This window comes from Bradyrhizobium sp. 139 (genome assembly GCF_023074175.1).
Lineage (GTDB): Bacteria > Pseudomonadota > Alphaproteobacteria > Rhizobiales > Xanthobacteraceae > Bradyrhizobium.
The window spans coordinates 219,362-233,791 of sequence record NZ_JADPKS010000008.1 but is presented as its reverse complement, the minus strand read 5'-3'; the positions used below and the strand labels follow the sequence as shown (position 1 = coordinate 233,791).

The 14,430-nt window shown below is 66.6% G+C and carries 14 protein-coding genes and 2 riboswitches; of the genes, 12 read left to right on the top strand and 2 right to left on the bottom strand.

Annotated elements, in window-relative coordinates; all coding sequences use genetic code 11:
* Both IVA80_RS02045 and cobJ read left to right on the top strand, forming a co-directional pair.
* Positions 1 to 732: a precorrin-2 C(20)-methyltransferase gene (locus IVA80_RS02045; RefSeq protein ID WP_247425156.1), complete on the top strand. Its 732-nt coding sequence runs from the start codon at positions 1 to 3 to the stop codon at positions 730 to 732.
* Positions 729 to 1,463, top strand: coding sequence for a precorrin-3B C(17)-methyltransferase (cobJ, locus tag IVA80_RS02040; RefSeq protein ID WP_247425154.1), 735 nt, complete (start codon positions 729 to 731; stop codon positions 1,461 to 1,463). The genes IVA80_RS02045 and cobJ overlap by 4 nt, the downstream gene beginning before the upstream one ends.
* On the opposite strand, the gene IVA80_RS02035 is transcribed toward cobJ, so the two are convergent.
* Positions 1,439 to 2,185, bottom strand: a complete 747-nt coding sequence (locus IVA80_RS02035; protein WP_247425152.1) for a cobalt-precorrin-6A reductase — start codon at positions 2,183 to 2,185, stop codon at positions 1,439 to 1,441. The genes cobJ and IVA80_RS02035 overlap by 25 nt on opposite strands.
* Here IVA80_RS02035 and cbiT point away from each other — a divergent pair.
* The 8 genes from cbiT to cobT all read left to right on the top strand — a co-directional run bounded on the left by cbiT (position 2,184) and on the right by cobT (position 9,384).
* Positions 2,184 to 3,365 (top strand): precorrin-6Y C5,15-methyltransferase (decarboxylating) subunit CbiT, encoded by a 1,182-nt coding sequence (gene cbiT, locus IVA80_RS02030; protein WP_247425151.1) that lies wholly within the window; start codon positions 2,184 to 2,186, stop codon positions 3,363 to 3,365. The genes IVA80_RS02035 and cbiT overlap by 2 nt on opposite strands.
* Positions 3,362 to 3,730, top strand: a complete 369-nt coding sequence (locus tag IVA80_RS02025) for a cobalamin biosynthesis protein (protein ID WP_247425149.1) — start codon at positions 3,362 to 3,364, stop codon at positions 3,728 to 3,730. The genes cbiT and IVA80_RS02025 overlap by 4 nt, the downstream gene beginning before the upstream one ends.
* Positions 3,727 to 4,509 carry a precorrin-4 C(11)-methyltransferase gene (gene cobM / locus IVA80_RS02020; protein WP_247425146.1) on the top strand — a complete coding sequence of 261 codons (783 nt, stop codon included), beginning with the start codon at positions 3,727 to 3,729 and terminating at the stop codon, positions 4,507 to 4,509. The genes IVA80_RS02025 and cobM overlap by 4 nt, the downstream gene beginning before the upstream one ends.
* Entirely contained in the window at positions 4,509 to 5,819 is a 1,311-nt protein-coding gene (locus tag IVA80_RS02015) for a cobyrinate a,c-diamide synthase (protein ID WP_247425143.1), read from the top strand. The genes cobM and IVA80_RS02015 overlap by 1 nt, the downstream gene beginning before the upstream one ends.
* On the top strand, positions 5,816 to 6,547 hold the full coding sequence (cobA, locus tag IVA80_RS02010) for a uroporphyrinogen-III C-methyltransferase (protein ID WP_247425140.1): 732 nt from the start codon (positions 5,816 to 5,818) through the stop codon (positions 6,545 to 6,547). Before IVA80_RS02015 ends, cobA begins: the two co-directional genes overlap by 4 nt.
* Positions 6,548 to 6,592: 45 nt before the next feature.
* A riboswitch (cobalamin riboswitch) is annotated at positions 6,593 to 6,812 on the top strand.
* Between the two features lie 36 nt (positions 6,813 to 6,848).
* The gene (locus IVA80_RS02005; RefSeq protein WP_247425137.1) at positions 6,849 to 7,526 is read left to right on the top strand and encodes an energy-coupling factor ABC transporter permease; all 678 of its coding nucleotides are present in this window, start codon (positions 6,849 to 6,851) and stop codon (positions 7,524 to 7,526) included.
* 45 nt (positions 7,527 to 7,571) lie between these two features.
* Positions 7,572 to 8,321, top strand: coding sequence for a precorrin-6A synthase (deacetylating) (gene cobF / locus IVA80_RS02000; RefSeq protein WP_247425476.1), 750 nt, complete (start codon positions 7,572 to 7,574; stop codon positions 8,319 to 8,321).
* A gap of 10 nt (positions 8,322 to 8,331) precedes the next feature.
* Positions 8,332 to 9,384 (top strand): nicotinate-nucleotide--dimethylbenzimidazole phosphoribosyltransferase, encoded by a 1,053-nt coding sequence (gene cobT / locus IVA80_RS01995; RefSeq protein WP_247425133.1) that lies wholly within the window; start codon positions 8,332 to 8,334, stop codon positions 9,382 to 9,384.
* A gap of 6 nt (positions 9,385 to 9,390) precedes the next feature.
* Here the strand turns inward: cobT and IVA80_RS01990 are convergent, their stop codons facing one another.
* A complete protein-coding gene (locus IVA80_RS01990; protein ID WP_247425130.1) occupies positions 9,391 to 9,963 on the bottom strand; it encodes a histidine phosphatase family protein in 573 nt (190 codons plus the stop codon).
* A 72-nt stretch (positions 9,964 to 10,035) separates the two neighbouring features.
* A riboswitch (cobalamin riboswitch) is annotated at positions 10,036 to 10,238 on the top strand.
* A 114-nt stretch (positions 10,239 to 10,352) separates the two neighbouring features.
* On the opposite strand from IVA80_RS01990, the gene IVA80_RS01985 reads away from it, so the two are divergent.
* Both IVA80_RS01985 and IVA80_RS01980 read left to right on the top strand, forming a co-directional pair.
* Positions 10,353 to 12,707: a TonB-dependent receptor gene (locus IVA80_RS01985; protein WP_247425128.1), complete on the top strand. Its 2,355-nt coding sequence runs from the start codon at positions 10,353 to 10,355 to the stop codon at positions 12,705 to 12,707.
* 12 nt (positions 12,708 to 12,719) lie between these two features.
* Positions 12,720 to 14,135: a PepSY domain-containing protein gene (locus IVA80_RS01980; RefSeq protein ID WP_247425125.1), complete on the top strand. Its 1,416-nt coding sequence runs from the start codon at positions 12,720 to 12,722 to the stop codon at positions 14,133 to 14,135.
* The last annotated feature ends 295 nt before the right edge of the window (positions 14,136 to 14,430 follow it).

Genomic DNA, 14,430 nt, shown 5'->3' with positions numbered 1-14,430 from the left:
ATGGGACGCATCATCTGCTGCGGTCTCGGCCCCGGCGACCCTGATATGATGAGCGTGCGCGCGGACCGGACGGTGCGCGGTGCAAGGCACGTTGCGTATTTCCGCAAGAAGGGCCGGCCGGGCCAGGCGCGGCGCATCGTCGAGGGCGTGTTGGCTGGCGACGTCACCGAATATCCGATGGAATACCCGGTCACGACGGAGATCGCCTTCGACAGCCCTGAATACGTCCAGCTGCTCGCCGGCTTCTACGACGAATGGGCCGAGCGTCTGGCGCGACTGGCGCGCGCGGTCGATGTCGTCGTGCTCTGCGAGGGCGATCCCTACTTCTACGGCTCCTTCATGCATCTGCACAGGCGCCTGCAAGGCCGTGTCGAGATCGAGGTGATTGCGGGCATTCCCGGCATGGTCGGCTGCTGGAATGCGGTTGGCCGGCCGATCGCGCTCGGCGACGACGTGACGACGGTGCTGATGGGCACGCTCGCCGAGGACGAGCTCGAACGGCGCATGCGCGATTCCGATGCGCTGGTCATCATGAAGACCGGCCGCAATCTCGCGAAAGTACGCCGCGCGCTGGCCTCCGCTGGCCGGCTGGACGATGCCTGGCTGGTCGAGCGCGGCACCATGCCGGGCGAGCGCGTGGTGCGACTCGCCGATATCGATGCCGCCGACTGCCCGTATTTTGCGATCGTGCTCGTGCACGGCAAGGGCCGGCATCTGGACGCCGCCGAATGACGGGCACGCTGACCATCGCAGGCCTTGGGCCGGGCAGCGACTCGCTGGTGACGCCCGAAGTCTCCGCCGCGCTAGCTTCCGCGACCGACATTCTGGGCTATGCGCCCTATGTTGCGCGCGTGCCGCCGCGGGCAGGGCTCACCTTGCATCCCTCCGATAATCGCGAAGAGCTGCAGCGTGCGAGCGAGGCCCTGCGGCTCGCGGCGGAAGGCGGACAGGTCGTCATCGTATCCTCCGGCGATCCCGGCGTCTTCGCGATGGCCTCCGCTGTGTTCGAGGCACTCGAACAGGCGCCGCAATGGCGCGAGCTTCCCATTTGTGTGTTGCCGGGCGTCACAGCGATGCTGGCGGCCGCCGCGCGCGCCGGCGCGCCGCTCGGCCATGATTTCTGTGCGATCAATCTCTCCGACAATCTCAAGCCCTGGGCGGTGATCGAGAAGCGCCTGCGGCTCGCCGCGGAGGCTGATTTTGCCATTGCGATCTACAATCCCCGCTCGGCGAGCCGGCCGGAGGGTTTTGGCCGTGCGCTTGCCGTGCTGAAGGACGCCGGCTGCGGCGAGCGCCTCGTGATCTTCGCGCGTGCGGTCAGCGCAGCGGACGAGAAGATTGAAACCATGACGCTGAGCGAAGCGACACCCGAGATGGCGGACATGCGCACGCTGGTGATCGTCGGCAATTCGCAGACGCGCCGCGTCGGCCGCTGGGTCTATGCCCCGAGGCGGGTGCGATGACCGAGCCATCGCATGATCTCGGCCACGCTTTCAACCCGCAACCGTTCGGGCAGATCCGGTCGCGAGATCATGATCACGGGCAGGCCGAGGATGCGGGCCGCGTCGATCTTGGCGCGCGCGCCGTCGCCGCCGGAATTGCGGGCGACGATCCATTCGATTTCGCGCGTGCGTATCATTTCGAGCTCACCGTCGAACGTGAACGGCCCGCGCGAGACGATCACGTCTGCGGCGAACGGCAGCGGCGCTTCGGGCGGATCGACGAAGCGCAGCGTATAGGCATGCTGCGGCTTCGCCGCGAACGGCGCGATGTGCTGGCGGCCGATGGCGAGGAACACGTTTGCCGCTGCTTCGGGCAAGGCGGCGACGGCGGCGTTGACATCTGCGACCTCGATCCAGTTGTCGCCGGGCGCCCTGGCCCAAGGCGCGCGCTCGAGCGCAATCAGCGGCGTGCCGGTTCCCGCGCACGCTTTAACCGCGTGGCGGCTCATCTCGGCGGCGAAAGGATGCGTGGCGTCGATCACATGGGTGATTCGTTCGCGGCGAATGTAGTCGGCAAGCCCGCTCACGCCGCCGAAGCCACCGATGCGGGTCGGCAGCGGCTGATCGGCGGGCGCACGGGTTCGGCCGCCATAGGAATACACGGCGGCGATGCCGACGCGTACGATCTCCGCCGCAAGCAGGCTTGCGTCGGCGGTTCCGCCCAGAATGAGGGCGCGCGTCATGGCTGATCCCTGGCTGACCATCATCGGTATCGGCGAAGATGGCCTCGCCGGGCTGTCCGAGGCAAGCCGAAACGCACTTGCGAGGGCCGAAACCGTTTTCGGTGGTGAACGGCACCTCGCGCTTGCGGGCCTGACAGCGCGTGGCCGTCCGTGGCCGGTGCCGTTCGATGCAGATGTCGTGCTGAGCTACCGCGGTCGGCCGACGGCGGTGCTCGCCTCCGGCGATCCGTTCTGGTATGGCGTCGGAGCAGGCATCGCCGAGAAACTCGATGCGGGCGAGTGGATTGCGCATTCGGCGCCATCGGTCTTCTCGCTCGCCGCCGCGCGGTTGGGCTGGCGTCTCGAAGCCGTTGTCTGCCTGGGTCTCCACGCCGCACCGTTCGAGCGCCTCGTGCCGCATCTTGCGTCCGGTGCGCGGATCATTTGTCTCGTGCGCGACGGCAAGGCTGCCGGCGATCTCGCGAGATGGCTGACCGAGCGCGGATGGGGCGCCTCGGCATTCTGGACTCTCGCCGCGCTTGGCGGGCCACATGAAAGCGTCGGTGAGTGTCGCGCTGAAAGTTATACGCGCGCTTCCGCCGGAAAGCTGGTTGCAGTGGCGCTGCAGGCGAAGGGGGCACAGGGTCTGTCTCGCGGCTCGGGCCTGCCGGACGATTTCTTCGCTCATGATGGCCAGATCACCAAGCGGCCGGTGCGCGCGTTGGCGCTCTCGGCACTGGCGCCCTGTCCCGGCGAGAGACTATGGGACATCGGCGCCGGCTCAGGCTCGATCTCGGTCGAATGGACGCTATGCGGCGGGACGGCGATTGCCGTCGAGACGCGCGAGGATCGCGCCGCCAACGTCCGCAGCAATGCGGTAGCGTTTGGACTGGCACATCGGGTCACTGTTATCACGGGGAAGGCGCCCGAAGTCTTGGCTGCGCTGGAGGCGCCAGATGCCGTCTTCATCGGCGGAGGACTCGACATCGCGATGTTCGATGCAGTCTGGTCGCGCATCGCGCCGGGGACGCGGCTCGTTGCGCATGCGGTGACGCTGGAGACGGAGGCGCTACTCGGCGAGCTGCATCAGCGCCACGGCGGCGAGCTGATGCGGGTCGAGATCTCCCATGCCGGGCCGCTCGGCCGCTATCGGTCGTGGCAGGCGGCACGGCCGGTGGTGCAGTGGAGTGTGGTCCGATGAAGGTCGCCGGGCTCGGGTTCAGGCGCGACGTCACGCTTGCCTCGCTACGCGAGGCGCTGCTTGCGGCCGGCGGCGCCTCCGGGCTCGCGGCAGTGGCGACGATCAGCGACAAGGCGGATGCTGAGGCGCTAAAACTGCTCGCGCGCGAGTGCGGTGTGCCGATCAAGGCAATTCCCGCGGACAGGCTGGCCGGCATCGAGACACCGACGCAGTCGAAGCTGGTCGCGGAAAGGTTCGGAACGGGATCAGTTGCCGAAGCGGCTGCGCTCGCTGCCGCTGGTCCGCGCGCACGGCTCATCACGACGCGGGTGATCTCGCAGGATCGCACCGCGACCGCCGCGATCGCGGAAGGAGACGGCGCATGACCGTGCATTTCATTGGCGCAGGGCCGGGCGCGCCCGATTTGCTGACGTTGCGCGGCCGCGACCTGATCGCGGCCTGTCCGGTCTGTCTCTATGCGGGCTCATTGGTGCCTGAGGGCGTGCTGGCGCATTGCCCGGCCGGCGCGCGCATCGTCAACACCGCGCCGCTGTCGCTCGACGAGATCATCGCGGAGATCGCTGCCGCGCATGCGGATGGCAAAGATGTTGCGCGGCTGCATTCCGGCGATCTCTCGATCTGGTCGGCGATGGGCGAGCAGCTCCGCCGCCTGCGCGCGCTCGGTATTCCCTACACAGTCACGCCGGGCGTTCCATCTTTTTCGGCAGCGGCAGCAGCGCTGGAGGTCGAGCTGACGCTGCCGGGCCTTGCTCAGACGGTGGTGCTGACGCGCACGCCGGGCCGCGCCAGCGCGATGCCCGAGGGCGAAAAGCTTGCCGCATTCGCCGCGACCGGCGCGGTGCTCGCGATCCATCTGTCAATCCATCTGCTCGACAAGGTCGTCGCGGAGCTCGTGCCCCACTACGGCGCGGACTGCCCGGTCGCGATCGTCTGGCGCGCGAGCTGGCCGGACCAGCGCATCGTCCGCGCGACGCTGGCAAGGCTCGATGCTGCCGTGGGCAGCGAGATGGAGCGCACCGCGCTGATCCTGGTCGGCAAGACGCTCGGCTCGGCGGATTTTGACGAGAGCCGCCTCTATGCCGCCGACTACGATCGCCGCTATCGGCCAGTCGGCGTCGAGCCGCGCTTTCCGGAGGCATCGTGATGCCGGCAGGGCTCGTCATCTCCGCGCCGGCCTCGGGCGTCGGCAAGACGACGCTGACGCTGGCGCTGGCGCGCGCCTGGCGCAATCGCGGATTGAACGTGCAGTGCTTCAAGAGCGGGCCCGACTATATCGATCCTGCCTTCCATGCCGCCGCGACGGGACGCGCCTCTGTCAACGTCGACAGCTGGGCGATGGATCGCGCGGCGATCGCGCATCTCGTCAGCCGCGGTATTGACGCGGATGTCGTGCTTGCCGAGGGCTCAATGGGCCTGTTCGACGGCGTCGCCGCGCGTGGCGTCTCCGGAACCGGCGCCACCGCCGACATCGCGCAGATGCTGGGCTGGCCGGTGCTGCTGGTGATCGATCCCTCCGGACAGGCGCAGACGGCAGCGGCGATTGCCGCAGGCCTTCGTGACTATCGCGCGGGTGTGCGCCTTGCCGGCGTCGTGCTCAATCGCGTTGCCAGCCCGCGCCACGAGGACCTCGTGCGGCGTGCGCTGCTGGACGCCGGCATCGCCGTGTTCGGCGCACTGCCGCGCCATGCCGAGATCAACCTGCCGAAACGGCATCTCGGCCTGGTGCAGGCGGAGGAGCAGGCCGAGATCGGCAAGCTGATCGATGAGGCCGCGCGCTTCGTCGCCGAACATGTCGATCTCGACGCGGTGCTGCGATCGGCAGCCGCTTGGTCGCCGCAACCTGCGGCGAACGGCCTCAACGTAACGCCGCCCGGGCAGCGCATTGCGCTTGCCCGCGATGCGGCGTTCTCGTTCGTCTATCCGCATATGCTGGAAGCCTGGCGCGCGGCGGGCGCCGAGATATCGACATTCTCGCCGCTTGCCGACGAAGCGCCTGATACAAGTGCCGATGTCTGCTGGCTGCCCGGCGGCTATCCCGAGCTGCATGCCGGAAAGATCGCGGGCAATGCGCGCTTCCGCAGCGGATTGCGCGCGTTCGCCAAGACGCGACCGCTGCACGGCGAGTGCGGAGGCTATATGGTGCTGGGTGCAGGCCTCACCGACGCCGATGGTGTTCGTCATGAGATGACGGGCCTGCTCGGCCTGGAGACGAGCTTTGCCAAGCGCCGCATGCATCTGGGCTATCGTCTCGCGGAGCTCGCAGCGCCGATGCCGGGACATCGGGCCGGCTCACGTCTGCGCGGCCATGAATTCCACTATTCGACCATCGTGGCACAGCCCGACACGCCGCTGGCGGTCGTGCACGATGCGACCGGCGCAGTCATCGCCGAGACCGGCTCGCGCCGCGGCTATGTCACCGGTACGTTCTTCCATCTGATCGCGGAGGACCGGTGAGCGGTTTTGTCTCTTTCGTCTCCGCCGGCCCAGGCGATCCCGAGCTTCTCACGCTCAAGGGTGCCGCGCGGCTGCGCGAGGCCGACGTCGTGCTCTATGACGACCTCGCCTCCGGCGCGATCCTCGATCTGGCCCGGCCTGGTGCCAATCTCGTAGCGGTGGGAAAGCGGGCGGGGCGGCCCTCGACCAAGCAGCACCACGTCAACCGCCTGCTGGTCGACTATGCCGCAACCGGGTCGCGCGTCGTGCGTTTGAAATCGGGCGACGCCGGCATCTTCGGCCGGCTCGAAGAGGAGCTCGAGACGTTGCGCGAAGCCGGCATCGGCTATGAGATCATTCCCGGCGTCACCTCGGCCTGCGTCGCGGCGGCGCAAGCCGGCATTCCCTTGACCCGGCGTCACACCTCGCGCCGGGTGCAGTTCGTCACCGGTGCCGATGTCACCGGCGAGCTGCCGCAAAACCTCAATTGGGCAGCGCTGGCCGATCCCGAAGCGACGACCGTGGTCTATATGGGGCGGCGGACCTTTCCGGCGCTTGCCGCAAAATTGATCGAACACGGCCTCGCCCCAACCACGCCGACGCTGTTCGCCGAATCCCTCGGACGTCCCGACGAACGGCTGGTCCGCACCACCATTGCCGAGCTGGCCGAGCGGCTTGCGCGTGGCGGCGCGGCCTCGACGGCAGCCGTGATCCTCTTCGGCGCGCTGGCGGGAGAATATCCGTCATGAGGGTCTCGGCCGCCTGTCGCCCCTTGACGCCCGGCTTGCGAAAGGGGCACACAAGGGATGCATGGTGCTCGACGCGGCGCAAAGCGCCGGAGCATAATCGGGAATGGGGGTGGGCGGACCCAGTTGCGGCGCCCCAAACCCCAGCCGCCCCCGCGACTGTAAGCGGTGAGGGACTCCGAACTGCCACTGGGCCGCAAGGTTCGGGAAGGCCGGAGAACCCGGGGAACCGCGAGCCAGGAGACCGGCCGTGCGCGTTTTGAGGCCAAGGCCGTCGGGTGTGACGGCAGGAAGGATCTGAACCATGCATATCGAACCCGGAGTCGTGACGGGCGCCAAGCTCGTGCTGAGTTACGCAACCGGCATCGCCGCAGGCGGCGTTGCCTTGAGGCTCGCGGTCGAGACCGTGCGCGAGCAGGGCATCGGCTCGTTTGCCTCGCGCACGTTGGCCACCACGGGTCTCGTGTTCACCTTCTTCGAGATCATGCCGCACTTCCCGGTCGGCGTCTCCGAAGTCCACTTCATCCTTGGCTCGACCTTGTTCCTGCTGTTCGGCGCGGCGCCTGCGGCCTTCGGTCTTGCGATCGGACTGCTGCTGCAGGGCATGTTCTTCGAGCCGGTCGACCTGCCGCAATATGGCATGAACGTCACCACGCTCCTGGTGCCGCTGTTCGCGATCCAGGCGATCGCCACGCGGATCATTCCGCGCAACACGGCCTATGTCGATCTGAAGTACCGCCAGGCGCTGGCGCTTTCGACCACGTATCAGTCCGGCGTCATCGCATGGGTGGCGTTCTGGGCGCTCTATGGCTCCGGCTTCGGCGCGACCAACCTCGCCAACATCGCGACGTTTGCGGCGTCCTATGCGCTGGTGATCGTGATCGAGCCGCTGGCCGATCTCGCGGTGCTGGCGCTGGCGAAGTCGCTGCGCGGCGTTACCGCGCCGGGCTTCGTCACGCCGCGCCTGCACAACGCGGCCTAGAGACAAGCGAAAGGGCGGCCGATGAGGCCGCCCTTCGCAGGCAAGATGCTCACGCTCTTCCTGATAGGCATCGGTTGCGGCGATCCCGAGCAGCTCACGCGCGCCGCGATCCGTGCCATCAACGCGGCCGATCTCGTCCTGATTCCACGCAAGGCATCGGTAAAATCCGATCTCGCCGATTTGCGTCGGACGATTTGCGCTGACGTGCTCACCAGCGACAGGACGCTCATCGCCGAGTTCGATCTTCCCGTTCGCGACGCGGGCGAGGCGGATTACCGCAAGGGCGTGGATGATTGGCACGATGCGGTGGCCGCGACCTGGTCGCAGTCGCTTGCTGATCATCTTGGAAACGAGGGCAAGGTTGCGCTGCTGATCTGGGGCGATCCCTCGCTCTATGACTCTTCGTTGCGCATTGCGCGGCGGCTCGATCCCTTGCCAAAGATCGAGGTCGTGCCCGGCATCACCTCGATCCAGGCACTGTGCGCGGCGCATGCGCTGCCGCTCAACGACATCGGCGAGCCGTTCCTGGTCACGACGGGGCGCTGCTTGCGCGAAGGCGGCTGGCCGCAGGGCGTCGACACAATTGTGGTGATGCTCGACGGCGGCACCGCATTCCAGTCGCTCGATCCGGCCGGGCTCCACATCTGGTGGGGCGCCTATCTCGGCATGCCCGATCAGATCGTCATGTCGGGCGTTCTGGCCGAGATCGGTCCGCGCATCGTCGCTGCGCGACAGGCCGCGCGCGAGCGGCATGGCTGGATCATGGACAGCTACATTCTCAAGCGCAGGCCGTAAGCGAGGCACGATGCTCCCCGAATGGGTCTACCAAAAATGCCCTGAGATCTCCGCGGTCCATCGCGAAGCGGCGATCGCGCGGCAGGCGCAACTGACGAAGCCGACCGGCGCGCTCGGCCGGCTCGAGCAGCTCGCGATCGAGCTTGCGGGCCTGCAAGCGACCGAGCAACCGCGCGCGGCGCGCGTGCCGATCATCATTTTCGCCGGCGATCACGGCATCGTCGGGCAGGGCGTATCGGCTTATCCGCAAGAGGTGACCATCGCGATGATGGCGAATTTTGCCTCGGGCGGCGCCGCGATCTCCGTGCTGGCGCGCGAGCTTGGCTCAAGCCTGGAGGTCGTTGACGCCGGCACGCTGGCGCAGGAGGAGATGGCCGGTATCGTCACGGACAAGCCGCGCAACGGCACGCGCAATTTCAGCGTCGAGGCAGCGCTTGCGCCCGCCGAGCTGGCATTTGCCTTCGAAGCCGGCCAACGCGCGGTCGCGCGTGCGGAGGCCGTCCAGCCCGATCTGCTGATTTTTGGCGAGATGGGTATCGGCAACACCACGACATCGGCGGCGATTGCCGCGGGCCTGCTCGGTGTGCGCGCCGAGGAGATCGCAGGCAGCGGCACTGGCGTCGATGCGGCCGGCCGCGCGCGCAAGGCGCGCGTGATCGATGCCGCGATCGCGCGTCATGGGGTTGCCGGCGCATCGCCCGAAAATATCTTATGCGCCGTCGGCGGCCTCGAAATCGCAGCCATTTGCGGCGCGATCATTGAGGCTGCGCAGCGCCGCACTCCCGTGTTGATCGACGGCTTCATCGTATCGGTCGCGGCGCTGGCGGCGGTGCGGCTGAACCCGTCGTGCCAGCCATTCCTGCTGCCGTCGCACCAATCGGCGGAGCAGGGGCATCGGCTGGTGCTGCGCGCGCTGAACGTGCAGCCGCTGATCAGCCTCGATCTCAGGCTCGGCGAGGGATCGGGGGCCGCGATCGCGCTGCCGCTGGTGCGGCTCGCGTGCAGCCTTCACAACGGCATGGCGACGTTTGCACAGGCCAATGTGCCGGATCGCCCGGCCTGATCCGGCTCAAGCCATGCGCTGATTGACGGAGACGACGCGCCAGCCGGCCGCGAGCCGGTCGATCCGGGTCAGTGAAAGCGGATCGATCACGAAGCGCAGGGCCGCTTGCGGTGTCAGATCCAGTGCGATGCAGAGTGCGGCGCGGATCGTGCCGGAATGCACGACGAGCGTCGCTGGTCCGGCTCCGATCCGCGAGAGACCCTGCCGGACACGCACGACCTGATCCTCGAAACTTTCACCGCCCGGCGGCCGTCCGCGCGCCGGATCGCTCCAGAACTGCGCATAGGCCTTGCCGCCGGTCGCAGCGAGCTCGTCATGCCGCCGCCCGGTCCAGTCGCCGAAATCCTGTTCACTGAATTCGTTCACCAGCGCTGGTTCGAGCCCCAGCGCCCGCGCCGTCTCGACCGTGCGTCGTGAGGGGCTCGCATAGCTCGCGGTGTCCCGCGGCATGCGTTGCCGCAGAGCCTCCAGTTGCGCGTGATCACCGAGATCGGCCGGCGCATCGGCTGCGTGGATCGTCCCGGCGATGCCGTCGGCGGGCGCATGCCGTATCATCCAGAGGAAGGTCTCGCCTTCCATGCTTGTCTCCAAGGAACTTGGTCGCTGTGGCCATAACGCCGCAACTGGCACATTGACTCTGTCTTGATCGTAATCCTAGATGGTTTTGACGGTTTCCCCGAGAGGGGATGAAAAGGGAATGCGGTGCGGGGACATTGTCCCCAATGCCGTGGCTGCCCCCGCAACTGTAAGCGGCGAATCTTGCGTCACGAGCCACTGGGTATCTCGGTCCCGGGAAGGCGATGCAAGGTACTGACCCGCGAGCCAGGAGACCTGCCGTCAGCCGTGGTCACACGCGAAGATGTCGGTCGGGGAGTACAGACATTCGGCTTCATCGGACGGCTGAAAAGCCGAAGGTGGGACCTGGTTCGCTGTGACGTGCCACTGACGTCATACCGAGGTCCCGAACCGTGTCTTCCATCCGTATTGCACGACGGCGTCGCTTTTTGCTCGCCTCCGCCGCTCTCACGTCGTTTGTTGCCGCCGATCTGCCCGCCGCGCTGGCGCAGCAGGCCCGCGAATCCCTGCCGCCGGTTGAGGTGTCGCCCGCCCAATCCCGCAAGCAGGCGGGGCCGGCCAGCCGCGAGGCGCAGCGCGCACGCCGTGCAGCAGCGCGCCGGCCAGCGACCGCATCCGCTGTGCCCAGGCCCGTTGTGCCGACCGTGGCGGCGCAGACGCCGCTCAATACCAATGCGGTCGCCGAAAGTGCCTCGCGGCTCGGCCTGACCGTGCGGGAGACTCCCGCCACCGTCGAGGTGATCTCGGCCGAGACCATGCGTGAGCAGGGCTATCGCACTGTCTCCGAGGTGGCGCAGGGCGCGGTGGGCGTCACCTCCGGCGACAATCCGGCCGAACCGGCGGCCTTTTCCATGCGCGGCTTCACCAACAGCCAGATCAACACGCTCTACAACGGCATCAAGATCGGTCCGCAGAACATGACCTCGCGGATCGTGGACACCGCCAATCTGGAGGCCGTGGAATTCCTCAAAGGTCCGGCCTCGCTGATCTCGGGCGAAGGTGCCGCCGGCGGCGCGATCAACCTCGTCACCAAGCAGCCGCACATCGGGCCCATCCGGAACGAAGCCGGTTTCTTCTGGGACTCGCTGAACTCGTTCAGCGCGCATTACGGCTCGGGCGGCAGCACCAACGTCCAGGGCCTCGACTACCGCTTCGACATCAGCCGCTCCTCGCTGAACGGCTTTGCCGACGACACCAACACCAAGACGCTGGATGTCTCCGGCCAGCTCAACTACCGCATCTCCGACAGTCTCAAGATCTGGGGCGCGATCGAGTATCGGGAGGACCGATCGAAAGCCTATTGGGGCGCGCCGCTGGTCCCGATCGCGTTCAGCGGCTCGCATGCGACAGGCATCGTTTCCGGCAGCTACGTCTCGAACTACAACAAAACAGATCTCGGTGCGGTCACCATCGACGACCGCACCTTCAACACCAACTACAACGTCCTCGACAATCGCAACGTTGCCAAGGAAGTCTGGCTGCGCGGCGGCTTCGAGCTGAAGCTGGCGCCCGATCTGACGCTGAAGAGCCAGGCCTATGGCTACGGTGCGGAGCGCACGTGGTTCAACAACGAGATCGAGGCATTCAATTCCGGTACGAACACGGTCGATCGTGAACGCTTCTATGTCGCGCACAGCCAGCGCTTGGTCGGCAACATCACCGACCTGATCTGGGACGCAAACATCGCCGGTTTCGACAACCGCCTGGTCACGACGCTCTCGTCGAGCTATCTCGACTTCGTCAGGCCGGGTGCCGCAAACTTCCCCGGCGACTCCGTTCCGCTGGTGGATCCTCCGCGCGGCTATTACGGCCCGCTCACGATCCAACAGCAGACCGCGCGCATCGACAATGAGGCGCTGTCGTTCGAGGACCGGCTGAAGCTCACCCGAAGCTTTGCGCTGGTCGGCGGCCTTCGCGTCGAGCATATCGGGCTCGACCGCAACTCGACCGACCCCGCGGGCCTTGTGAAAGCGGGCTTTCCATTCTCGAAATCCTGGGCCCCGACCACGGGCCGCATCGGCTACACCTGGGAGGCCGTTCCCGGCCTGACCTTCTTCAGCCAGTACGCTACCGGCGCCGACATCTCCGCCAACAACATCTTCCTGCTCGCGCCGACCCAGCCGCTCGATCTCACGACCGCGCGCACCTATGAGACCGGCGTCAAGCACCTGTTCTGGGACAACAGGGCGGAGTGGTCGTTCTCGGCCTACAACATCCTGCGCAAGAACGTCTATGCCGCCGCCGGCGGCATGCAGCTCAACATCGCCGGGCGGCAGGAGTCGAAGGGCGCCGAGCTCGCCGCATCGGTGCGTCCGATCGAGCCGCTGCGCCTCTGGGGCAACATCGCCTATGTCGATGCGCGCTATGCCGACTACAATTTTGTCGGCGGCTCGTTCTCAGGCAATACGCCGCCGAACGTGCCGCGCATCGTGGCCAATGCCGGCGCGTCCTGGCGCTTCTTCACGCCCTGGCCGGTGGAAGTCGGCATCACCGGCCGCCATGTCGGCGACCGCTACAACGCCGATGCCAACGTCGTGACGCTGAAGGCCTACACGGTGGCCGACGTCTATGCCTTCGTCGACATCCCCGGGACGGTGTTCAATGCGGTCGACCAGGCCCGCCTGACCTTCCGCGTCCGCAACATCACCGACAAGCGCTACGCGATCTGGGGCGATCCGTTCTATCCCGATCAGATCCTGCTGGGTGCCCCGCGCACCTACGAGATCTCGGCCGCGTTCAAATGGTAGGACGCTGAACGCATGATGGGCGCGATCGTCCTTACGCATCGCTGGCTCGGGATCGCGTTCTGCCTGCTGTTCGCGATGTGGTTCGCGACGGGGATCGTGATGCACTTCGTTCCGTTTCCGTCGCTGACCGAAGCGGAACGTTTTTCCGGACTTGCGCCGGTGGATCGCGGAGCGGAGAGGATTACGGTCGCGGAGGCGGTCGCTGCGAGCGGGATCGCGGACGCCACGCGCGTTCGCCTGGTCGGGCGGGGCGACGGACCGGTCTATGTGGTCTCGGGGCTGTCGCGGTTGCGCGCGGTCCACGCCTCCGATGGCAGCAATGCGTCGGTGACGTCTGCCGATGTCGCACTTGCCGTGGCTCGAGCTCATGCCCGCCAGCGTGGGCTCGAGGCCGATCGTGCCGCGGTCCTCGCGCATGCGGATTATGATCAGTGGAGCGTGCCGAACGGCTTTGATCGCCATCGGCCGTTGTTTCGCGTCGCCCTCGGCGATGCTGCCGGAACGGAAGTCTATGTCTCCTCGCTCACCGGCGAGATCGTCCTGGATGCGACGCGAAGCGAGCGTGGCTGGAATCTCGCCGGCAGTGTCTTGCACTGGATTTATCCGACGGTCCTGAGGCGCAACTGGGCGCTATGGGACCGCGTGGTCTGGACGCTTTCGCTGTTGGCCTTGATCGCGGCAGTGCTGGGCGCGGTGCTCGGTGTTGTGCAGCTGAGGCTTCGCGAGCACCAAATCTCGTCGCCTTACCGTGGCTGGCACGCCCTGCATCATATCATTGGTCTCATCGCGACAACTTTCGTTCTGACCTGGGTCTTCAGCGGCTGGCTCTCGATGGACCACGGCCGGCTGTTCTCGCGCGGGCAGTTGAGCCCCGCTGAGGTTAGCGTGATGAACGCCTTGCCGGACTGGAAGACAGCCGCCTCGCTCGATCGGAAGCCGGTATCGTCGTCAGCCCGCGAAGTCGAATGGTTTGCCCTTAGCGGCGCGGTCTATCGCCGCGAGCGGATTGGTTTCGACAAACAGGTCCTGGTTCGGCCGGACGATCGAGAGGCAGGAGTGTTCAGCGCGCAAGAGGTCGAGAGTTTGGTGACGCGCTTCGGTGCTGGCTGCGGCGCGCCGTCCGTTCTCGCGATCGCTGACGATTATCCCGCGCAATCCGCCGTGCAGGGTGCGCCGGTCTACCGCTCCCGATGCGGCGACCTCTGGTTCGACATCGACGGCGCCGACGGCAGCGTGCTGCAAAGACTGGATGCCTCACGGCGGGCCTATCGCTGGCTCTACAGCGCGCTGCACACGTTGGATTTTCCGATCCTCATGGCGCATCCGCATCTGCGCGATATCCTGATCGTCGGGCTCTGCGTGCTCGGGTTGGTGTTCTCCATCACCGGAATCGTTATCGGCTGGCGGCGCTTGCGCCGGTCTCTCTGATGTCCGCGCGATTGCGCCGGGCTGGAATGGCCGAAACGCACCGGGGACTTACGGATCTGGCCAGCTTTCCAGGCATGGGATGGCGGCCGCCGCAATGCACCATTCCGATCTGGCAATATCGTCTCGTACTGTTCGTACAATAAAGCGAGGCTGAGCCGACCGCTATGCATAGCTCGTAAGCAGTCGAATATCCCGCACAGCCGTTCAACCGCCTGCAAATTAGACAGATGATTTTGAGTGCTCCGATTGCGGTGGAGCGGCCATCACGATTTGCGTGGGAAAATCCGTGGTGCGC